General features: G+C 64.0%; 17 protein-coding genes. 12 read left to right on the top strand and 5 right to left on the bottom strand.

Annotation, left to right across the window (positions count from 1 at the left end):
* The first annotated feature begins 104 nt into the window (after nucleotides 1-104).
* From phnG to F6X39_RS22045, 7 genes are read left to right on the top strand one after another with little or no spacing between them, the layout of a single operon-like run.
* Nucleotides 105-620, top strand: coding sequence for a phosphonate C-P lyase system protein PhnG (gene phnG / locus F6X39_RS22075; RefSeq protein WP_187618105.1), 516 nt, complete (start codon nucleotides 105-107; stop codon nucleotides 618-620).
* Nucleotides 620-1231, top strand: a complete 612-nt coding sequence (gene phnH, locus F6X39_RS22070) for a phosphonate C-P lyase system protein PhnH (protein WP_090809517.1) — start codon at nucleotides 620-622, stop codon at nucleotides 1229-1231. Before phnG ends, phnH begins: the two co-directional genes overlap by 1 nt.
* Nucleotides 1231-2367, top strand: coding sequence for a carbon-phosphorus lyase complex subunit PhnI (locus F6X39_RS22065; protein ID WP_187618104.1), 1137 nt, complete (start codon nucleotides 1231-1233; stop codon nucleotides 2365-2367). Before phnH ends, F6X39_RS22065 begins: the two co-directional genes overlap by 1 nt.
* On the top strand, nucleotides 2364-3314 hold the full coding sequence (locus F6X39_RS22060) for an alpha-D-ribose 1-methylphosphonate 5-phosphate C-P-lyase PhnJ (RefSeq protein WP_187618103.1): 951 nt from the start codon (nucleotides 2364-2366) through the stop codon (nucleotides 3312-3314). The genes F6X39_RS22065 and F6X39_RS22060 overlap by 4 nt, the downstream gene beginning before the upstream one ends.
* Complete coding sequence (gene phnK, locus F6X39_RS22055) at nucleotides 3311-4081, top strand: phosphonate C-P lyase system protein PhnK (RefSeq protein ID WP_187618102.1); 771 nt, start codon at nucleotides 3311-3313, stop codon at nucleotides 4079-4081. Before F6X39_RS22060 ends, phnK begins: the two co-directional genes overlap by 4 nt.
* An 8-nt stretch (nucleotides 4082-4089) precedes the next feature.
* Nucleotides 4090-4866, top strand: coding sequence for a phosphonate C-P lyase system protein PhnL (gene phnL, locus F6X39_RS22050; protein ID WP_187618101.1), 777 nt, complete (start codon nucleotides 4090-4092; stop codon nucleotides 4864-4866).
* A 36-nt stretch (nucleotides 4867-4902) separates the two neighbouring features.
* Nucleotides 4903-6036: an alpha-D-ribose 1-methylphosphonate 5-triphosphate diphosphatase gene (locus F6X39_RS22045; protein WP_187618100.1), complete on the top strand. Its 1134-nt coding sequence runs from the start codon at nucleotides 4903-4905 to the stop codon at nucleotides 6034-6036.
* 116 nt (nucleotides 6037-6152) lie between these two features.
* On the opposite strand, the gene F6X39_RS22040 is transcribed toward F6X39_RS22045, so the two are convergent.
* A complete protein-coding gene (locus F6X39_RS22040; RefSeq protein ID WP_187618099.1) occupies nucleotides 6153-7991 on the bottom strand; it encodes a diguanylate cyclase domain-containing protein in 1839 nt (612 codons plus the stop codon).
* Nucleotides 7991-9232, bottom strand: coding sequence for an extracellular solute-binding protein (locus tag F6X39_RS22035; RefSeq protein WP_410450226.1), 1242 nt, complete (start codon nucleotides 9230-9232; stop codon nucleotides 7991-7993). Before F6X39_RS22035 ends, F6X39_RS22040 begins: the two co-directional genes overlap by 1 nt.
* Before the next feature lie 647 nt (nucleotides 9233-9879).
* Between F6X39_RS22035 and F6X39_RS22030 the strand changes: the two genes are divergently transcribed.
* The 5 genes from F6X39_RS22030 (at nucleotide 9880) to F6X39_RS22010 (ending at nucleotide 16269) form a co-directional block, all read left to right on the top strand.
* On the top strand, nucleotides 9880-10662 hold the full coding sequence (locus F6X39_RS22030) for an ABC transporter substrate-binding protein (protein WP_184039263.1): 783 nt from the start codon (nucleotides 9880-9882) through the stop codon (nucleotides 10660-10662).
* Between the two features lie 267 nt (nucleotides 10663-10929).
* The gene (locus F6X39_RS22025) at nucleotides 10930-12045 is read left to right on the top strand and encodes a succinylglutamate desuccinylase/aspartoacylase family protein (RefSeq protein WP_187618098.1); all 1116 of its coding nucleotides are present in this window, start codon (nucleotides 10930-10932) and stop codon (nucleotides 12043-12045) included.
* 329 nt (nucleotides 12046-12374) lie between these two features.
* A complete protein-coding gene (locus F6X39_RS22020; protein ID WP_187618097.1) occupies nucleotides 12375-13553 on the top strand; it encodes a porin in 1179 nt (392 codons plus the stop codon).
* 324 nt (nucleotides 13554-13877) lie between these two features.
* Entirely contained in the window at nucleotides 13878-15170 is a 1293-nt protein-coding gene (locus F6X39_RS22015) for an MFS transporter (RefSeq protein WP_187618096.1), read from the top strand.
* A 43-nt stretch (nucleotides 15171-15213) separates the two neighbouring features.
* Nucleotides 15214-16269 (top strand): serine hydrolase domain-containing protein, encoded by a 1056-nt coding sequence (locus F6X39_RS22010; RefSeq protein WP_187618095.1) that lies wholly within the window; start codon nucleotides 15214-15216, stop codon nucleotides 16267-16269.
* A gap of 130 nt (nucleotides 16270-16399) precedes the next feature.
* Here F6X39_RS22010 and F6X39_RS22005 read toward each other — a convergent pair whose 3' ends face one another.
* The 3 genes from F6X39_RS22005 to F6X39_RS21995 form a co-directional block, all read right to left on the bottom strand.
* Complete coding sequence (locus F6X39_RS22005; protein WP_184039247.1) at nucleotides 16400-18133, bottom strand: IlvD/Edd family dehydratase; 1734 nt, start codon at nucleotides 18131-18133, stop codon at nucleotides 16400-16402.
* Nucleotides 18134-18358: 225 nt separating this feature from the next.
* Nucleotides 18359-18784, bottom strand: coding sequence for a DUF1801 domain-containing protein (locus tag F6X39_RS22000; RefSeq protein WP_187618094.1), 426 nt, complete (start codon nucleotides 18782-18784; stop codon nucleotides 18359-18361).
* Between the two features lie 181 nt (nucleotides 18785-18965).
* Nucleotides 18966-21461, bottom strand: coding sequence for a LuxR C-terminal-related transcriptional regulator (locus F6X39_RS21995; RefSeq protein ID WP_316251710.1), 2496 nt, complete (start codon nucleotides 21459-21461; stop codon nucleotides 18966-18968).
* Between the last annotated feature and the right edge of the window lie 1008 nt (nucleotides 21462-22469).

The following is a 22469-nucleotide window of genomic DNA, read 5'->3' as shown; positions in this document are numbered from 1 at the left end:
ATGTCCGCCGCGCACGACAGTCCAGACAACTATGCTTATAAACGTCTAGACGTTTAGATGAATAGATGCTTCAATACCCACTCGCTGGATCGACAGGAAATCCGATGAGCCCGAGTTCCGTTCCGCCCAATCCACCCTCCTCGCCATTGCCGGCCGTGTCTTCGGCGGCGCGGCGCGCCTGGATGGCCGTGCTCGCGCGCACGCCGCGCGCCGACCTCGAAGCCGCGCTGCAGCGCGCGCTGCAAGGCCGCCCCGCCCCCGCCTACGACTGGCTGCGCCCCCCTGAAATCGGCCTCGCGATGGTGCGCGGGCGCATCGGCGGCAGCGGCGATCCGTTCAATCTCGGCGAAGCCACGGTTACGCGCGCCACGCTGCGTCTGCATGCCAGCGGCGACGCCGAAGCCACCGTCGGCGTCGCCTGCCATCTGGGACGCGACCGCCGTCGCGCCGAACTTGCCGCGCTCGCCGATGCCTTGCTGCAGATGCCCGCGCATCACGACAGCCTGCATCGTCAATTGATCGAGCCATTCGCCGCGCAACAGCAGGCCCGGGGCGCGCAACAGCAACAGGACGTCGCGGCGACGCGCGTCGAATTCTTCACGATGGTGCGAGGCGACTGATGGAACGTTCACCGATTGCGTTGTCCACGCTGACGCCGGGTTTCGCGGACCCGGTCCACGATACCCAGGCCGTGTTTCGCACGCTGCTCGACGCGTTGTCGCGGCCCGGCACGATCGGCGTGATCCGCGACGTGCTGCCCGAGTTGCGCAACACGCCGGTCGAACCCGCCGCGTTTGCCGCACTGCTGACGCTCTGCGACTACGCGACGCCGGTGTGGCTCGCGCAGCCTGATCCCGCGCTCGCGTCGGCGTTGCGTTTTCATACCGGCGCGCCGCTCGTCGATGCGCCCGGCAACGCCGCGTTCGCGTATGTGCACGATGCCGACGCGTTGCCGTCGCTCGAAAGCTTCGCGCCCGGCAGCGCCGAGTCACCGGAACAATCGGCCACGTTGCTGATCCGCGTCGACGCGCTGACGGGCGGCGCAGCGGTCACGTTGAGCGGCCCCGGCATTCTGGATGCCGAAACGATTTCGCCGGTCGGTCTTCCCGCGCGGTTCTGGCAAGAACGCGCAATGCTCGCGCCGCTGTTTCCGTGCGGCATCGACTGTTATCTGGTTTGCGGCCCGCGCGTGATCGGCCTGCCGCGCACAACCGAAGCGAAGGTGAACTGATGTACGTTGCCGTCAAAGGTGGAGAACGCGCGATCGAAGCGTCGTGGCGCCTGCTCGACAAAGCGCGCCGCGGCGATACGCGGATCGCCGAGCTGAGCGTCGCGCAGATTCGCGAGCAGTTGCGGCTCGCGGTCGCGCGCGTGATGACCGAAGGCTCGGTCTACGACGAAGAGCTTGCGGCACTCGCAATCAAGCAGGCGGCCGGCGAACTGGTCGAGGCGATTTTCCTGCTGCGCGCGTATCGCACCACGTTGCCGCGCTTCGGCTATACGCGCGCCATCGATACCGAAACGATGCAGGTCGAGCGGCGCATCTCGGCGACGTTCAAGGACCTGCCCGGCGGCCAGTTGCTCGGCGCGACCTATGACTACACGCAGCGTCTGCTCGATTTCGCGTTGCTCGCCGATGGTGATGACGCGCGGCAGGACGTGACGCGCGGCAACGCGCCCGTTCCGCAAGAACCGCCAGCGCCAGAATCGATGCCGCGAGTCGTGTCGCTGCTCGACAAGGAAGGCCTGATCGAACAGGAGCGCCCAACACCCGACGGCGCGGAACCCGGCGACCTGTCGCGTGAACCGCTCGCGTTTCCGGCGAGCCGCGCGACGCGTCTGCAAAATCTCGCGCGTGGCGACGAAGGCTTTCTGCTCGCGATGGGCTACGCGACGCAACGCGGCTACGCGCACTCGCATCCGTTCGCGGGCGAGATCCGTTTCGGCACGATCGCGGTCGAGATGGACCTCGACGAACTCGGCGAAGCGGTCGACATCGGCGATATCGACATCACCGAATGCCAGATGATCAACCAGTTCGCGGGCAGCGGCACGGTGCCGCCGACCTTCACGCAGGGCTACGGCCTCGCGTTCGGCCACTCGGAGCGCAAGGCGATGGCGATGGCGCTCGTCGATCGCGCGTTGCGTGCCGAAGAACTCGGCGAGACGCTCGCGTCACCGACGCAGGACATCGAGTTCATGCTGTCGCATAGCGACAACGTCGAAGCGTCGGGCTTCGTGCAGCACCTGAAGCTGCCGCATTACGTCGACTTCCAGGCGGAGCTGGAACTGGTGCGGCGTTTGCGCGCGCAGCATCGCAGCAACGATGAAACAAGCCGCGCCACCGACAAGGAGCAGGCAGCATGAACGCGCCCGACACCGCTGTTGCCAACACCTCATACGACACCGCCGCGCACGGCTACAACTTCGCGTATCTCGACGAGCAGACCAAGCGCATGCTGCGCCGCGCGCTGCTGAAGGCAGTCGCCGTGCCGGGCTACCAGGTGCCGTTCGCGTCGCGCGAAATGCCGCTGCCGTATGGCTGGGGCACCGGCGGCATCCAGGTGACGGCCGCGATCATCGGCAGGACGGACACGCTGAAGGTCATCGATCAGGGCTCCGACGAAACCACCAACGCCGTCAACATCCGCCGCTTCTTCGCGCGCACCACGGGGGTGGCGACCACGCGGCACACGAGCGAAGCGACGATCATCCAGACGCGGCACCGGATTCCCGAAACGCCTCTGACCGAGCAGCAGATCCTCGTCTATCAGGTGCCGATGCCCGAGCCGCTGTACCGGCTCGAGCCGCGCGTCGCCGAATGCAAGACGCTGCATGCGCTCGCCGATTACGGGCTGATCAGCGTGAAACTGTACGAGGACATCGTGCATCACGGCAGCATCGCGACCACGTACGACTACCCGGTGATCGTCAATCATCGCTATCTGAGCTCGCCGTCGCCGATCCCGAAGTTCGACAATCCGAAGATGCATATGAACGCCGCGCTGCAACTGTTCGGCGCGGGCCGCGAGCGCCGCATTCACGCGATTCCGCCCTATACGCCGGTGCGCAGCCTCGACTTCGACGATCATCCGTTCGAAGTGCAGAAGTGGCAGCACGCGTGTGCGCTGTGCGGATCGAAGGAGAGCTTTCTCGACGAGATGATCGTCGACGATGCGGGCACGCGCATGTTCGTGTGCTCGGACAGCGACTACTGTCACGGGCGGCGCGGCGATGGCGATAACGACGGCGACGGCGCTATCGAAGCGCAAGCGCCGCTGCCCCACGCCACGCGCGAAGGAGAATCCGCATGACGCCGCTTCTGAGCGCACGCGCGCTCACCAAACAATATGGCGGCCGCAACGGTTGCCGCAACGTGAGTTTCGATCTGTATCCGGGCGAAGTGCTGTGCATCGTCGGTGAATCGGGTTCGGGCAAGACCACGCTGCTCAACACGCTGGCGCTGAAGACCGAGGCCGATAGCGGCTCGCTGCACTACACCGCGTCGCATGGCGACTCGCTCGATCTGCGCGCGCTGTCCGAGCCGCGCCGCCGTCTGCTGACGCGCACCGAGTGGGGCTTCGTGCAGCAGAATCCGCGCGACGGCCTGCGCACCGGCGTATCGGCCGGCGCCAACATCGGCGAGCCGTTGATGGCGGTCGGCGCGCGCCACTACGGCGAGATTCGCCGCACAGCCACGCAATGGATGGAGCGCGTCGAACTCGACCCCACTCGCATCGACGATTTCCCCGCCGCGTTCTCGGGCGGTATGCAGCAACGTCTGCAGATCGCGCGCAATCTCGTCACCGGTCCGCGTCTGGTGTTCATGGACGAACCGACCGCCGGTCTCGACGTGTCCGTGCAGGCGCGTCTGCTCGATTTGCTGCGCACGCTGAGCTCGACGCTGCATCTGTCGGTGCTGATCGTCACGCACGATATCGGCGTCGCGCGTCTGCTCGCGCATCGGCTGATGGTGATGCAAGGGGGCGAAGTCGTCGAGGCGGGTCTGACCGATCAGGTGCTCGACGATCCGCAGCACCCGTATACGCAAACGCTGGTTTCCTCGGTTCTGCCGGTTTGAGGCTCAAGATGCAATCCACTGAGGTAGTCAATGAAGCAGGCAGCGATGCACGCCACGGCGAGCGCGCTTTCGCCGACAACGCGGCGCTGATGCTGCGCGCCATCGGCATCGGCAAGACTTTCACGCTGCACGGCCAGGGCGGTGTGCGGATCGACGCGCTCGCGAACGTGTCGCTCGAGGTCGAGCGCGGTGAATGCGTGGTGCTGGTCGGGCCGTCGGGTGCGGGCAAGAGCACGCTGCTGCGCTGTCTGTACGGCAACTATCTGGCGAGCAGCGGCTCGATTGCGATCCGCGACACCAGCGATCAAGGCCGGCCCATTGCAATCACCGGTGCCGAACCGCGTGACGTGCTGCGGCTGCGCCGTCGCGTGGTCGGCTATGTGAGCCAGTTTTTGCGCGCGATCCCGCGCGTGCCGACGCTTACGCTCGTCGCCGAGCCGCTGGTCTTGCACGGCGTCGCCGAACCTGAAGCAAACGCGCGCGCCGCTGAATTGCTCGCGCGGCTCAACGTGCCGGAACGTCTGTGGTCGCTCGCGCCCGCGACGTTTTCGGGCGGCGAGCAGCAACGCGTGAACATCGCGCGAGGTTTGATCGCCGAACATCCGCTGCTGCTGCTCGACGAACCGACCGCTTCGCTCGATGCGGAAAACCGCGACGTTGTGGCCGATCTGATCGTCGAGGCGCGCGAGCGCGGCGCGGCGATCGTTGGTATCTTTCACGACGAAGAGACCCGCAACAAGGTCGCGACGCGCCGCCTGGAACTGCGGCCGCCGCTGCGGCACTAAATTGACACCAGTCCCGACTGACTACGGAGCAAGTCGATGTTGATCAGCAACGCTCGCATCGTGACGCGAGACGAAGAATTCATTGGCACCGTGCGCGTGGAAGACGGCGTGATTCGCGACGTCGAACGCGGCGCGGGTTTGGCGCGCGACGCCGAAGACTGGGACGGCGATTATCTGCTGCCCGGTCTGATCGAACTGCATACGGACAACCTCGAGAAGCACCTCGTGCCGCGTCCCGGCGTCGAATGGAATACCGACGCGGCCTTCGTGATTCACGACGCACAGGTCGCCGCAGCCGGCATCACGACGGTATTCGACGCGCTCGCCATCGGCTCGCGCTCGAGCGTTGGGCTGCGTAACCGCGATGTGCAAACGCAATGCGCCGATTCGCTGCTGCGGCTGTCCACGCGTCGACTACTGCGCGCCGAGCACTTTCTGCATCTGCGCTGCGAGATCGCGACCGCCGACGTGCTCGAGGTATTCGATTCGCTGTGCGCGCATCCGCTGCTGCGGCTCGCGTCGGTGATGGACCATACGCCGGGCCAGCGCCAATGGCACGACCCCGAGCAATGGCGCCGCTTCCAGGAGCGCAACGGCAAGATGAGCGACGAGCGTGTCGCGAGCACGCTCGCCGAACTCGCGGTCGAACAGGAGCGTTACGCGGATGAGCACCGCCGCGAGATCGTCGCGCGTTGCCGGCGGCTCGGCATTCCGGTTGCGAGCCACGACGACACGCTGATCGAGCACGTCGAACAGGCGAAGGCCGAGGGCATCGTGCTCGCCGAATTCCCGACCACTCGGATCGCCGCGCAAGCCGCGCGCGAGCATGGCATCGCGACGATCATGGGCGCGCCGAACATCGTGCGCGGTGGCTCGCATTCGGGCAACGTGTCGGCGCTCGAACTCGCGCGCGCGGACCTGCTCGACATCCTGTCGTCGGATTACGTGCCGTCGAGCTTGCTGACCGCGGTGTTCGATCTCGTCGAAAAAGCGGGCTGGTCGCTGCCGCGCGCGATGGCAACGGTCTCGGCCGAGCCGGCGCGCACCGCCGGCCTCACGGACCGCGGCGCGATCGAGCCCGGCCTGCGCGCGGATCTCGTGCGCGTGACGATGCTCGACAAGCTCCCGGTGCCGCGCGCGACTTATCGCGCAGGGGTGCGGATCGTTTGAGTGGGCTGGTTGAGCGCGCATGCGTCTCAGGTCGACAACGGCACACGCTCCGGCTCATTCGCGGCGCGATCGCGGCGTGGCAATAGAAAACCCTCAGCGGCGCGGGTAAAACCGCATCACGCGGTGGGCTCCGCCTCGCGCCCCTCGGTCGCATCGCGCGCGGCGTGCGCCTGGGCGAGCTGGGCTTGGGCAGCCCTCGCCTGCTCAGCCTGTTCGTCGAGCCGCATGGCGAGCAGATCCTGATAGCGCAGATACGCGCAACGGCCACCCGATTTCGCCGCATACATCGCGGCATCGGCGTTCAGCAGCAGTTCCTCGGCATTGCCGCTGTCGTGCGGGAACTCGCCGATGCCGATGCTCGCACCGACCGTCATGCTATTGCCGTCGACGGTCAGCGTTTCGTTCAGCGCGTCCATGATGCGCTCGGCGATTTCTGGCGTGACCTCGGCCGCGCGCTGCCCTTCGATCAGCACGATGAATTCGTCGCCGCCGAGCCGCGCGACCACGTCCCCGGCATACAGCACGTCCTTCAGACGGCGTGCGACCGCGACCAGCACCTTGTCGCCGACCGAGTGACCGAACTGATCGTTGATCTGCTTGAAGCGGTCGAGGTCGACGAACAGCACGGCGAGGCCTTCGCGGCGGAAGCTTGCCTCCTCGATCGCGTTCTCGAGCTTCTGCATGAACAGCATGCGGTTCGGCAAGCCGGTCAGCACGTCGTGCGAGGCCAGATGCACGAGCTCGCTCTGCTTGCTGTGCAGCGTATCCATCTGCGCGCGGATTTCGCAACGCAAACGCTCGAAGCAGCGCGCGAGCACGCCGATTTCGTCGGTGCGTTTGAGCGGCAAGGTGTGCATCGCGTGGTCGGCGAACAGGTGCGTCGCCGCATACGCGAGCAGATGCAGCGGCTTGGTCAGCGCTCGCGCGAACAGGATCGCCAGCAGTACCGACAATGCGCTGAACACCAACACCATGCGAATGATCCGCGTGCCGAGCTGATTGGCGCCGGTCAGCACGTCCTCGAGCGGCTTCGCGAGACCGAGCACGATGAAGCGGTTGCCCTCGGAACCGCCGAACGGCCGCCGCACGAACGCGAGCACACGGCCGGCCGCCTCGCCCGGTCTCGCGAGACCGTTGATGAGCACCTCGCTTTGGCGTTGCTCGAACAGTTGCTTCGTGGCCGGGAAGCTGTCCTGCATCAGCACGCGACGGCCGCGGTCGAAGCCGAAGGTTTTCGACGCGTCGGGATGGATCAGGAAGTCGCCCCACTCGTTCGCCAGATAGACCTGATAGTCGCTCGGCAGATCGCTCTGCAAACGCCGCAGCATACCGGCCAGATCGACATCGATTACGACGACGCCGACCACCGTGCCACGCGCATCCGCGATCGGCGTGCCGAGACGCAGCGTCGGCTTGCCTTGCGCCGCATGCGTGCCGGATTCGTGATTGACCGAAATCGGCGACGTGTAGATACGGCCCGGCGAAAACGCGAGCGTTTCGAATACGTAGGGAAACTGAGCTTTTTCCTGCAAATCGTCACCCTCCACACGCACGAGGCCGTCGCTGTCGCGATCGAAACGGATCAGTTCGAGACCGTGATGCTGCCGCGTGATCAGCCGCACCTGCAGATACTCCGGGTGGTGCAGCATGAAGCTCGAATACACCTGCGCGAGCCGCTCGCGGCCGAGGTTCGGGCCGATACCGTCGTCGGTCTGCGCGACGCTCACCGACGACGGCATCGTCGCGAGCACGAGCGCGTCCGCCGCGACGTCGTCGATCGATACCGCGATGCGCTGGCCGAGCAGCTCCGTCGACGTCTGCAGGCTGTGCTCCGCTTCGTTGACCAGCATCGTGCGATTCGCGCGGTACGCGTAATAGCCGGTCGCGCCCGACGCCAGCACGCCGATGCACGCGAGCAGCACGGATAGCTTGAAGGTCAGGCCGCGATGCAGCATCAGAAGCGCTCCGAACGGTCGCCCGACACGATGCGCGTCCACAGTTGCTCGCGGCGCTCGATATCTTCCACCGGACTGATCCAGACGATGTGCGCGTTGGCGCTGCCTTCGGCCGGCTCGGTCAGCGTGTTCGCGAGCCCCTGGCGCTGTGTCAGCAACGCGCTCACGCTCGGCTCGAGCATGTAGTTGATCCATGCGAGCGCGAGCGGCTGGTCGCTCGCCGCGCGCGTCATCGACCAGCAATCGAGCCACGCGAGCGCGCCTTCATCCGGAATCACGTAGCCGACGTCGGCGCCCGCGCGCCGCAGCAACTGCACCTGCTGCGTGCCGTAGTTGCCGAACATCAACGCGACCTTGTGCTGGATGAAGAACGCGGTCGCCTCTTCGGGCAGCGTGTAGTAGGTCAGCAGGTTGCGGCGCAGATCGACGAGCTTGTGCGCGATCGTGCGCATCTGCGCGGGGTCGAGTTGAAACGGATGCGGATAGCCGAGCGCAAGCGCGGTGAACGAGAAGTTGTGCTGCGCGCTATTGAAGTCGAGCACCTTGCCACGATAGCGCGGGTTCCACAGTTCGAGCATCGAATGCGGCGCAACCGGAATCTGCTTGCGATCGTAGATGAGTCCCATCGACGAATACGTGAACGGAATCGCGTATACCTTGCCCGCCGAAGTCAGGCCGTCGATCGAGCCGAGCGCCTGGAAACGCGGCAACTGCTTCTTCGTATTCGGCAGACTCGCGAGATCGAGCGGCGCGAGCAGATTCGCCTGCGTATAGCGGCGGATTTCGGCGGTGTTGGCGGCGAGTACGTCGAACGGCGGCGCGCCCTTGCTGTGCATCTGCGCCCACAGCGCCTCATCGGAATCGACGAGCGTGACCTCGACCTTCGCGCCGTAGCGCGCTTCGAACGCCTTCACGACGTCCGGGTCCGCATAGCCGGGCCATGCGAGAACGTGCAGCACTTTCTCGGCGGCCGCTGCGGGCGTCGCCGCGCCGAAACCCGCGCACAGCAATGCGCCTATCAGAACGCGCGACACGCGGGGTAAAAACCCGGAAAAAACGTCGCACGAAAATCCGGATGCGCGAATCGATGAAAATCCCGACGTAACGCTCGACAAAAAACTGTCAAAAAAACGGCGTTGCAATAATGCCGCGCGAGCCCGCACGGCGGCGCTCGCGATTCGTCGCTTAAAAGTCTGTTTACGACAGCCTGTTCGATCCGCCGTGAACAACATCGTGTGCATGCATAACACCGTTGAGCAGAAAGGCCATTTGAGCGAGCGCAAACGCGCGGAATTTGAATCTTGACGGCCGTCCGACGACCTGCGCCAGAGCGCCCCGCCTGCGCGGGCGGCCGGCGTCCAACGCGGGGAGCATCGATGATAGCGCCAAAGCCTTTGTTTTTGCACCGATTCGAAACGGCGGGGCAAAAATATCGGTGCTGGTAATAACGTGCAAGGCAATAGCCTCGAGGCTGTTCTTAATTAACGGCAAATTCAGCCGCGAGCTTTAACGATCCGTCCACGTTTCAAACTCGCGTTTCAAACCGGTTTTCGGTGAACTCGCGAGAAAACCGGCGTAAATCCCGGTCGATTACGCTCGCCGGCACCTCTATTACCGCTCGTGCATTGCATCCGCGTTACGCAAACCCTGCCAACGGTGTACGATCCGGTCACACCGGCCGGGGCGCAAGCGTTGCTCTAGAGGGCCTCCTCCCGCGCCATCCGGTGTTTTACTAGCTTCCCAATATTTTTGAACTGATAAGCTTGGCGCGCGTTGCAGGCCACCCCGGCCTGCATCCTGACCGGAAGCCCGTTTGCGAGACGCGCCGGGCGTCCCAAGGCGGCACAACCGCCGAGGGCGTAATTGAACTACACGAGGAGTTAAAACAGTGAAAAAACTGCTAGCGGCTTTGACGGTTGCTCTGCTTGCCACCGTCTCGATTGGCGCACACGCTAAAGATTGGTCGACGATCCGTTTTGGCGTTGATGCCAGCTATCCCCCGTTCGAGTCGAAAGGCGCGGACGGCAAGCTCGTTGGCTTCGATATCGACCTCGGCAACGAAATCTGCAAGCGCGTCGGTGCGAAGTGCGTGTGGGTGGAAAACGACTTCGACGGCATGATCCCGGCACTGAAGGCGAAGAAGTTCGACGGCGTGCTGTCGTCGATGTCGATGACGCCGCAACGCGCCGAACAGATCGCTTTCTCGTCGAAGCTGTTCAACACGCCGACGCGCCTCGTCGCGAAGCAGGGCTCGGGCATCCTGCCGACCGCTGAATCGCTGAAGGGCAAGACGGTGGGCGTCGAACAGGGCACCATCCAGGAAACCTACGCGAAGACCTACTGGGAACCGGCGGGCGCGAAAGTCGTGGCGTATCAGAACCAGGACCAGGTCTACGCCGACCTGATCTCGGGCCGTCTGGACGCAGCGCTGCAAGACGCGGTGCAGGCTGACCAGGGCTTCCTGAAGACGCCGCGCGGCAAGGGCTTCGCGTTCGTCGGCAAGGACCTCGACGATCCGAAGATCCTCGGCAATGGCGCCGGCATCGGCATGCGCAAGGAAGACACCGATCTGAAGGTGAAGGTCGACAAGGCGATCGCCGACATGATCAAGGACGGCACCTACAAGAAGATCGAGAAGAAGTACTTCGACTTCGACGTGTACGGCAGCTAAATCGCCCACGCGCGCCGTACGGCGCGCCGGCAGCTTGTCCGAAACGGGCTCCGCGACGCGGAGCCCGTTTTGTTTTTGCGGCTCCACATCTAGCCACATCAAGCCACATCGTGTGGCATATCGGCTAAGATCGTGCGAGACGCGGCTCCCCTGAGACAGGTTGCCGCAGTCCGCGCATGCGGACCACGCGCGCTGCCGGCGCGCATCTTTCCCCTTGCAATCAACCACCTAGCGCGGCTGCTCCGAACGGGCCGCGAAGCCAAAACCATGCAAACCCAGACCCATCCGCTGATTGCCCCGTCGCTTGGCACCGCCCGTGAACTGACGAGTTTCCACTACGGTCCCGGCGGCGGCCAGAAAATCTATATCCAGTCGTCGCTGCATGCGGACGAACTGCCCGGGATGCTGGTGTCGTGGTCGCTGCGCCGCAAGCTGGCCGCGCTCGAAGCCGCGGGCAAGCTGCGTGGCGAAGTCGTGGTCGTGCCGGTGCCGAATCCGATCGGCCTTAATCAGCATCTGCTCGGCCAGATGCTCGGCCGCTTCGAAACCGGCAGCGCGCAGAACTTCAACCGCAACTTCTACGACCTCGCGGAACTCGTGCAGCCGTTCATCGAATCGCGTCTGACCAGCGACATCGACGCGAACCGCACCGCCATCCGCACGGCGATGCGCGAAGCGCTCGACGCGCAGCAGCCGACCACCGAACTCGGCTCGCAACGCCTCGCGCTGCAAAAGCTCTCGTACGACGCCGACGTCGTGCTCGATCTGCATTGCGACTGGGAAGCCGCGATGCACCTGTACACCAATCCGGACCTGTGGCCCGAAGTCGAGCCGCTCGCGCGCTACCTGGACGCGAAGGCGTCGCTGCTCGCGCTGAATTCGGTCGGCAATCCGTTCGACGAGATCCACAGTTTCTGCTGGTCGGATCTGCGCGGCCGTTTCGGCGAGCGCTTCCCGATCCCGAACGGCGGCATCTCGGTCACGATCGAGCTGCGCGGCCAGCGCGATGTGTCGTACGAACTCGCGGAAAAAGACGCGCAGGCGATCATCGAGTATCTGACCTCGCGCGGCGTGGTCGACGGCGAGCCGGCGCCGATGCCGCCGCTCGAATTCGCCGCGACGCCGCTCGCGGGCGCCGAGCCGCTCGTCGCACCGATCAGCGGCGTGCTCGTCTATCGCTGCGAGGTCGGCACGTGGGTGGACGTGGGCCAGGAAATCGCGGACATCGTCGATCCGTTGACGGACCGCGTCATCACGATCAAAAACACCGTGGCCGGCGTGCTGTACGCGCGGCATCAAGCGCGTTTCGCGACGGCCGGCCTCGAATTCGCGCGCATCGCCGGCCAGACGCCGTTCCGCAGCGGCTCGTTGCTGAGCAACTGACACCAACGACGCTGCGACCGTCGATGCTGTCGCGGCCGGCCATGTAACTGAATTTTCACGCATCAACTGAAATAACCGATCGCCCGCCGCCAGGCGGGCGATTCGCTGCCACGCGTCCAGCCTCGCTCCAGGGTCGACCGACCCGCCCCGCCACCGATACACCTGCCTCCGGTGCACACGCAAAGTGTCGCGCCGACACGACACCGTGAAAAGAATTTTTCAGTGTCACATACCTTACTCTGCGTTCCCTTAAATTGCCGGCCATCGCACGACGTTGCCGCAGAGCAGCGCGTCGCGATCGCCAAAATTTGCTAACTCGGAGAAGTATTTTGAACAAGAAAATCCTGACCGCCGCTACGTTTGCCGTCTTCGCCTCCGCCGCTCACGCACAAAGCAGCGTCACGCTGTACGGCCTGATCGATGCCGGTATCAGCTACGTGAACAACTCGAAAACGGCCACCGGCCACAGCAGCCTGACCAAGTACGACGACGGCGTCGCGAACGGCAGCCGCTGGGGCCTGCGTGGCACGGAAGACCTCGGTAACGGCCTGAAGGCGCTGTTCGTGTTGGAAAACGGCTTCAACAGCGGGAACGGCACCGCCGGCCAGGGCGGCGCGATGTTCGGCCGCCAGGCGTACGTCGGTGTATCGCAGAACAACGTCGGCTCGCTGACGTTCGGTCGCCAGTACTCGTTCTCGACCGACTACCTCGGCTCCAACTACGCGACCGGCGGCCAGACCGTCGCGGGCAACTACGCTTACCACATCAACGACGTCGACCAGCTCACGTCGAGCCGTATCAACAACTCGGTCAAGTTCAGCAGCGCGAACTTCTCCGGCCTGACCTTCGGCGCGATGTACGGCTTCTCGAACACGGCAGGCGGCTTTGCCGGCACGCCGGGTACGGGCACGTCCACTGCCCCGGTGGCAGGTTCGTCGCGCGCTTACAGCTTCGGCGCGAACTACGCGAACGGCCCGTTCGGTATCGGCGCGGCGTACACGGACATCCGTTATCCGGGCCAGGCATCGCCGGCCTTCTCGACTTCGCTGGCTAACGTCAGCTTCCCGACGATCGGCAACGGCCAGATCCAGGATCTGCGCACGTTCGGCGTTGGCGGCCGCTACGCATTCGGCCCGGCGACGCTGTGGGCCCTGTACACGAACACGCGCCTCGCACCGATCTCGGGTGGGTCGACCACGTTCGCCGCCTACGAAGCAGGCGCGAAGTACGCGGTCACGCCGGCTATCACGGCAGGCGCGGGCTACACGTACATGCACCTGAGCGGCGCGAACGTCGGTCACTGGAACCAGGTGGACCTGAGCGGCGACTACGCGCTGTCAAAGCGCACGGACGTGTACGTGCTGGGCATCTATCAGATCGCGTCGGGCCGCAACGGCACGCAGGATCTGCAGGCACAGATCGGTTCGAGCTCGAGCTACTTCAGCACGTCGGGCGTCGGCGCCGACAACCAGCTGGCGTTCCGTCTCGGTCTGCGTCACAAGTTCTAAGCAGACGGTTCGCGGTGGGGAACATCTGTGTTCCCTGCCTGATTGAATCGATGGAAAGCGCCCTACGGGGCGCTTTTTCTTTTGCGGCGCGAAATCGGTCAAGCAACACCGGATCGAACGCGAGGCCTTCGAGACTGCATGCGATATCGAATAGCTGGGTCATCTCGATTCCGCTTTGCCGTTTCGGCAACGATATCTGCCAAATATTGTAATTGTCTATCAATATCGTCCACCCCAACATCGGGTCACACGCTTCGATCCCGCGCCCGCGCCGCTCACGCGACACTGCCGGCGCGCCTCCCAATGCCGCCAGAGGACTTCGTCATGAGCATGGACTCCGTCACCACCGCCGACGCGCTCGCGCGGCACACTTCGCGCTCGAGCGTATCGCGGCTGATTCTCGCGACCTCGATCGGCAACGCACTGGAGTTCTACGATCTGGTCGTGTACGGCTACTTCGCGGCCGTGCTGTCGCGCACGTTTTTTCCGGTGCACGACCGCACCGTATCGCTGCTGCTCACGCTCGGCACCTTCGCGCTGTCGTATCTCGCGCGACCGATCGGCGCGCTCGCGCTCGGCTCGTTCAGCGACCGCAAAGGCCGCAAGGCATCGTTGACGCTATCGATTGCGATGATGACGCTCGGCACCAGCATGATCGCGTTGATGCCGTCGTATGCGGCGATCGGCGTGCTCGCGCCGATCGGCGTATTCGCGTCGCGGCTGTTGCAGGGATTCTCGGCGGGCGGCGAGTTCGGCAGTTCGACCGCGTTTCTGATCGAACATGCGCCGGAGCGCAAAGGCTTCATGGCGAGCTGGCAGTTCTCGAGCCAGGGCGCGAGCACGGTGCTGGCGTCGCTGTTCGGCGCGGTGTTGACGAGCACGCTGACGAGCGCGCAACTCGAAGGCTGGGGCTGGCGCATTCCGTTCCTGTTCGGCATGCTGATCGGTCCGGTCGGGCTCTACATTCGCCGCCGCATCGACGAGACGCCGGAGTTCGAGCGCGCGGAAAAATCCGCCGCGCCGGTGCGAGAACTGCTCGCGACGCAAAAGGAACGGGTGCTCGTGTCGATCGGCGTGCTCGTGCTGACCACCACGGCCAACTACATGCTGCTCTACATGCCGACCTACGCGGCGCGGCAGCTCGGACTCGCACCGTCGTCGGGCTTCATCGCGACGCTCGCGGCCGGTCTGATCATGATGATGCTCACGCCGGTCGTCGGTCATCTGTCCGACAAGGTAGGCCGCGTGCGCATCATGCTCGGCGCCGGCGTGCTGTTCTTCGCGACCGTGTATCCCGCCTTCGTGCTGATGAACGCGCGCCCGTCGCTCGGCTCGTTGCTTGCCGCGGTCACGTGGGTCGCGTTGCTGAAGGCGACCTACTTCGCGCCGATTCCGGCCTTGATGTCCGAGTTGTTCCCGACCCGCACGCGCACGACCGGCATGGCGTTCGGCTACAACATCGGCACCACCGTGTTCGGGGGCTTCACGCCGCTCGCCGTTGCCGCGCTGATCGCGGCGACCGGCAATAATCTCGCGCCCGGACTCTATCTGATGCTCGCGGCCGTGCTCAGCCTTTTCACCGTGATGTGGGCACGCGTGCGACTGCACGCACGCTGAGTCTCTGCCTCGCGGACTTCGTTGAACCGACAGGACCTTATCCATGCAAGACCGTTTGCAGCAAGCCGTGCAGTTCGCGGTGGATCATGAATCGCTTTGGGACCGCCATGTGAGTGGCGCATGGGGTGTGCACGTGAACGACCCGCCGCCGTGGAACAGGCTGCTCGGTCCCGTGCATGATCGCGGGCCGGTGTCGGGCGCGATCGCCGTCGACGGCCGCGTGCTGACGAGCTGGGGCGAACCGGATCGCGCCGACCTGACCTTCAGTGTCGCGAAGATGTACCTCGCGCTGCTGGCCGGCGTCGCGCACGATCGCGGCCTGTTGCCCGACGTCGACGAACCGGTGCGCGTGCGCGTACCCGACATCGGCTTCGACGACGAACACAACGCGCCGATCAGCTGGGCGCATCTACTGCAGCAAACGAGCGAATGGCGCGGCACGTACTTCGGTTTGTCGGATCAGGCGGATCACTACCGTGCGGTCAATTTCGCCGCGCCGCCCGATGGCAAAAAAGGCGATCTGCGTCCGCCGCAACGGCCGGGCACGTACTGGGAATACAACGACGTCCGCATCAACCAGTTCTCGCTCGCGCTGCTGCATCTGTTCCGTCAGCCGCTGCCCGAGGTGTTTCGCGAAGCGATCATGCGGCCTTCGGGGGCGAGCGAAAACTGGCAATGGGTCGGCTACGACAATGCGTGGGTCGGAATCGACGGGCGACGCATGCAGTCGGTGCCGGGCGGCACGCACTGGGGCGGCGGCGTATCGGTCAGCGCGAACGATCAGTTGAAGGTCGCACAGATGCTGCTCGACGACGGCGTCGCGAACGGCCACCGCGTGCTGTCGTCCGAATGGATCGCGCGCATGCGCACGCCGTGCGCGATCGCGCCGTTCTATGGCTACCTCGTGTGGCTCAACACCGGGCGCAAGGTGTTCCCGAACGTGCCGGAGTCGAGCTATTTCGGTGTCGGCGCAGGCAGTTCGTTCACGTGGGTCGAACCGGAGCGGCGCATGACGGTGGTCGTGCGCTGGCTGAATCCGGCCGCGGCGAACGAGTTCTTCGGACTCGTGCTCGACGCGGTCGACAACCTCGGCCAATAGCCGTTAGCGGCGCACCTTCCAAGGCAGCTGCGCCGTGAACGCCAACGACAGGTCATAAAAAAATGCGGGCGATGCACGAATGCATCGCCCGCACGGTCATGGGCCGAGCCGTTGCCGTTGCAACGGCGCGTCAGTGCGAATGCCGCGGCACCGCGGAACCTCGACACCCCACGAGAAAGTCGAGGTCGCAACCCTCATCGGCCTGCAGCACGTGATCGATATACAGGCGCCGGTAGCCGCCACCTTCCGGCGGCTGGGGCGGCACATGCTGCGCGAGACGGCGCTCGAGTTCCGCGTCGCTGACATCGAGGTGCAGCGTGCCCGCGTCGCAATCGAGCTCGATCCAGTCGCCGTCCTGCACCGCGGCGAGCGGGCCGCCGGCCGCCGCTTCCGGCGTCACGTGCAGCACCACGGTGCCGTAGGCGGTGCCGCTCATGCGCGCATCGGAAATGCGCACCATGTCCTTCACGCCCTGCCTCAGCAGCTTCGGCGGCAGGCCCATGTTGCCGACTTCGGCCATGCCCGGATAACCCTTCGGCCCGCAGTTCTTCATCACCAGCACCGAATTCGCGTCGACGTCGAGCGTCTCGTCGACGATGCGCGCCTTGTAGTGCTCCAGGTTCTCGAACACGACCGCGCGTCCGCGATGCTTGAGCAACTCGGGTGTCGCCGCCGACGGCTTCAGCACCGCGCCGCGCGGCGCGAGATTGCCGCGCAGCACGCGGATGCCGCCATCGGCGACGAGCGGCTTGTCGAGCGGACGGATCACTTCGTCGTTGGTGTTGGGTGCATCCTTCACGTTGTCCCACAGCGACTTGCCGTTGACCGTCAACGCGTCCGGATGCGGCAGCAGGTTCGCTTCGCCGAGCCGGCGCAGCACGGCCGGCAGGCCGCCCGCGTAATAAAACTCTTCCATCAGGAAACGGCCCGACGGCATCAGGTCGACGATCGTCGGCGTGTCGCGGCCGATGCGCACCCAGTCGTCGAGTTCGAGATCGATACCGATGCGCCCCGCGATCGCCTTCAGATGAATCACCGCGTTGGTCGAGCCGCCGATCGCCGCATTGACGCGAATCGCGTTGACGAACGCCTCGCGCGTGAGGATCTTCGACAGCTTCAGGTCTTCGAGCGCCATTTCGACGATCCGGATTCCCGACATATGCGCAAGCACGTAGCGGCGCGAGTCGACCGCGGGAATCGCCGCGTTGTGCGGCAGCGACGTGCCGAGCGCCTCGGCCATGCAGGCCATCGTCGACGCGGTGCCCATCGTGTTGCAGGTGCCCGCCGAGCGCGACATGCCCGCCTCGGCCGACAGGAACTGATGCAGATCGATCTCGCCGGCCTTCAGCGATTCGTGCAGCTGCCACACCGCGGTGCCAGAGCCGATGTTCTTGCCGTCGAGCTTGCCGTTCAGCATCGGGCCGCCGGTCACGACGATCGCCGGCACGTCGCAGCTCGCCGCGCCCATCAGCAGCGCGGGGGTCGTCTTGTCGCAGCCGGTCAGCAGCACGACCGCGTCGATCGGATTGCCGCGAATCGCCTCCTCGACATCCATCGCCGCGAGATTGCGCGTGAGCATCGCGGTCGGACGCAGATTCGATTCGCCGTTGGAAAACACCGGGAACTCGACCGGGAAGCCGCCCGCTTCATAGACGCCGCGCTTCACGTGCTCGGCGAGCTTGCGAAAGTGCGCGTTGCACGGCGTCAGCTCGGACCACGTGTTGCAGATACCGATCACGGGACGCCCGTCGAACTCATGATCGGGAATGCCCTGATTCTTCATCCAGCTTCGATACATGAAGCCGTTCTTGTCAGCCGTGCCGAACCACTCGGCCGAGCGCAATTTCCGCTTTTTTTCCGACATACTAGGTCCTTGATGCATGTGCCGGGACCCTCACCGGCCAATTTGACTGAAGCGGCCCGCCCGGCGCTACGGCGCAAGGTTGCCGCTCAGTGTCCAGGGATGGTGAAGTGTACGGAGCGAGTTGATATCTTTCCAATTATATTTTAGGTGATATCGATATCAATTCTGGTATCGACTCACCGGAGCTGGTGGCGCGACGGGGCTGGCGAGCGGACTGTGCCGGCCTCAGGCGTCGCCGGACGCCCGCTTACGGCCGGCTTTCGGCAGTGCGCCGCGCATGTTCTTCTTTAGATAATTCTGGTTATAGTCGATTGCGGCGCGCACCAGCGCTTTCAGTGCGCGCTCGTCGACCCCGTCGCTCTCGAAGAAGTCGATAGCGCGCCGCGCGTTGCCTTCGAGGCCTGCGTTGAACAAGCCGTCCGGGTCGGCCAGGCCCGCCCCATGCGCAAAGGTCAGCTTGACCTTGCCCTTGTGGGCGTTGGCGACCGCGATCATGCCGTCGCGCGACCAGACCGGACTACCCATCCACTTGAATTCCTCGACGATCGCCGGGTCCGCCGCGAGCACGCATTGACGGATGCGAGCGAAGGTTGCGCCGCGCCAGTCGGTGAGTCCTGCGATCAGTTCGTCGATACGTTCGGATGCGTTCATTGGAGCGAGGTCAAAACGGCAGGATGCCGTAACAATCTGGCCATTGTAATCTGCGGTCGTGTTCGCGGTTGGCCCGCACACGTATTGACTTCGATAAGCTCGCGGCCGGCCATTCCGCAGAAAAAGTCGCGTCGTCGCTCGCAATGTCCAAGCGGGGCGCTTCTGGAACCACCTCGCACCGCTACATTGCGGCGCGCCCCTCGCCAACGCCAAAACCCAGGACGCTCTGCACGGCTTCGATGCGCGAACTCACGTTGAGCTTTTCGAAGATGTTCTTCAGATGCCATTTGACGGTCTCGGGCGCCAGTTTCAACGATCGCCCGATTTCCTTGTTGGAAAGTCCGAGTGCAACGCAGTTGAGGATCTCCAGCTCCCTGACACTCAGGATATCTGACGATGTTGTCATGATCCTGACAGACCTCGGAGGAACGGATTGGGAACCATCGCGTGCGTCGAACGCCGCGAGCAATCTGTCGGCATAGGCCATTTCCGCGGTCACAATGCTGCCCGATCCTCGGCGAAACCGTTGCAATAGTGCGCGCACGGGCTGCCCTTCATCGACGAAGCTGTTGACGATGCCGATCGCACCCCCAATGCTCAGCGCGCGGCCGAGTATAGCGAGCGCCCTGTCGGCTTCCCCGCATTGTTCAAGCGCACAGGCAAGCAGAAGCGAAACGAGCGCCTCGGAACCACGCCAGCCCATTGCGGCGACCGTATCGAGCGAGCGCTCGAGAAGCACGACAGCTTTGGCAGCGAGGCCTTCGGCCATCTGAACCCGGGCCTGCAGAATGCAATAGTACGTCCAGCTCTCGATAGCCGATCCTTTCCGCCCTTCACATAGCGCTGGGACGCTCCCGCTCAGCTCGTCGGCGATCCGCTTCGCTTGCGCCAGGTTACCGGCTTCGATCAGAAATCGCACCGCTTCGGCATCGCAGGTAAGCTTCAGACGCAACCATTGCCGGGTCAACGCAACCTGACGGCCGTCTTCGAGAACGGCCAGCGCCGAACCCGTCTCCCCGTCACGCCACAGCAGGCGTGCCGCGGCAAGTATGTGCCGCACCAGCGCACCCATCGGAGCGCTCTCCAATACGATGTTCGTGCGGCCGGCAACCATCTCCCGTGCTTTCGGCAGTTCGTTGCACTCGTAGCAGATGTATGCAACACAACCGGCGATGCCCGCCACGCCAGCCGCCGAAGCCCCCAGAGCACGCTCGGCGCGCCGCAACGTCGCTTCGAACGTTCGTCTCGCCTCGGCCAGCTCGCCATGCATCAGCGCGGCGAAACCATACATCGAGTCTCGCAGCAGGTCCGAGTGGTGCGGCTCGGGATTGGCTTCCGTGCGGTCTTTGACGAGGTCCCATATACGAAGGATCTGGTCGAATCTGCCCCGATAGATCAACCCGAAGAATTGCACTGTTTGCGAGTAATGCTTGACCCACGGTGCAACTGCCACACCGCACGCGTCCACCGCGCATCCCAGTTCAAGCGCACGCTCGCTGTCGTCACCGATACCGGCGACCAGTGCAGCAACCACGTTGACCTCGGCCAGCATCGCTTCGTCGATCACGCCACCATCCGCGCGATGCTTCCGGTTGAATTCGTCGACAATCGTGCCGATTTCCTTCGACGCTCGGGTGATCTGAAGCGAGAACGCAAGCGCCCATGCTTTGGCAAGGCGCAAACGCAACCGTCCACGAACGGCATCGGGCGGAAGCTTGTTGATCCAACCGAGCAGCGCGTAGGGGTCGCCGCGCTCCAGCATGTCTATTGCGCAGTTCTCCGCCCACTGCGTCGCCAGTTCGAAATCGCCGGCGGCCAGAGCATGACGGACCGCCTCGGGCCACAGACGTTGCGCCGCAAACCATTGGCATGCGCGACGATGCAGCACCGGAATCTGTTGCGGCATCTGGCGCATGAGACGCCGTCGCAGCGCATCGGATAGCACTGCGTGATAGCGAAACCAGTCTTGCCTTTCGTCCAGTGGTCGGATGAAGACGTTGTGCCGTTCAAGCCAGTCGAGCTTTTCTCCGCTTTCGCCGTCTTCATCCCCCATGATCGCATCGCATACACCGGGACTGAGCCGCTCGAGAATCGACGTGTGCAGCAGGAACGTCAGAATCGGCGGCGGCAAATGCGCGAGGACCGTATCGTTCAGGTAGCGGTCGATTCCTGAACCCGGGCCCGCCAGATTGTCGGCGAGCCTGGACGCGTCACGCATCTGACCTAACGCAAGCGAGGCCAGCTGGAGACCCGCGACCCATCCTTCGGTCGTTTCGTTCAACAGCTCGATGTGGCTTCGTTCGAGCCGCACAGTACCTGTCCGGTCAAAAAACGACTGTGCATCGTCGATCGAAAAGCGCAGATCCTCGGCGTCGATGCGCATCAGCTTCTCCGGCGTTCGAAGTTGCCCGAGCGTCAACGCGGGTTCGGCGCGCGCGCCAAGCATGACGTGCATGTTCTCAGGCGCATAGCGCAGCAGACGAGAGATCACCGCCAGCACCGGTTTCGCGGTCACACGATCGACGTCATCGAGTACGAGGAAAACGCAGCGGCCGCATCCGGCAATGCCATTCAACAGCACCGAAATAACTGTTCTGATCGGCGTCAGTGAATCGAGCTTCAGCAATTGCTGCGCTTGCCACGCGATGTCCTCCGCCACGCGGGACAGCGCCGCCACCAGATAGGCGACGAACAGTTGCGGGTCATCGTCTTCTCCGTCGAGGCTGAGCCACGCGACCGGGTGCTTTTCCTCCGACAGCGCTTCGCTCCATCCGGTCAGCAACGTGGTCTTGCCAAAGCCCGCCGGCGCGGTCACGACGACGACGCTGCCTGGTCGTCGCTCATCGAGCCTGTTGAGTAAAGCAAGCCGTTGCACGCAGCCGGACGGAATACGCGGCGCGATCATTTTGGTCTGGATCAATGACACGCTCCACTCGCGATCGGCACTGTTTGAAGAGGCTTCCATGACTATTCCCCATCCCGCCGAACCACCGCCCAAAAGGACGTCTCCATTGCCTGCACGGGGGACGTTTTATGTATACGTTGAATTGCTTTAGTACTAAACACGAATTGCTCGCTATCTTAATATCCAGAAACACCCAATCCGCGTAAATCGTAGAAACGATTCGCGAAGTTGCTACGGCGCGACATCGCGTCTGACGGCGAAGGTCACCGTGCCCACGTGCATGGAAAATTAACGACAACACCGAAGTGCAAGCGACAGCCCTGTGACGGCGCCAATCGCAGCGGAAGCGGGCAACAGAAGTGGATCGGGAAATGAAAGCGGAGTAATCGCGAATGACGTCGACTTTGAAAAAGTTCACATCGCGCTATTGGCCTTCTGATACCTTCGGGCCTGCATCAAACGCCTCGCCACCTACTCATGATTCGACTGCACGCACGATATGACTGGACCATGAGCGCTCCAGTCTCCAGAACCATTCCTTGCCAGCGTTGAAATCACTTGAGCCGTATCTGCCGGTATGCATTGCTGATGCCGCATATCGTTTGGCACACGTATAAATTGAATGTCAGATATTGAAAAGTAGCTGATGCTGACGATAGTCTCCCATACGCGTATCGGAAGCGCTGTGCCATTAGCATGGCCACGCCACTGCCCACCTGTCTCCGCATATGTGTGGAAGCAGTTATCCTCCGGGATTCTTCTTTGTGCGCAACGCGACGC

Origin of the sequence: Paraburkholderia sp. UCT2 (assembly GCF_014397665.1) — a bacterium.
Classification (GTDB): domain Bacteria; phylum Pseudomonadota; class Gammaproteobacteria; order Burkholderiales; family Burkholderiaceae; genus Paraburkholderia; species Paraburkholderia tuberum.
Note: the sequence above shows the minus strand (reverse complement) of the source record. Positions and strands in the feature narration are given on the sequence as shown.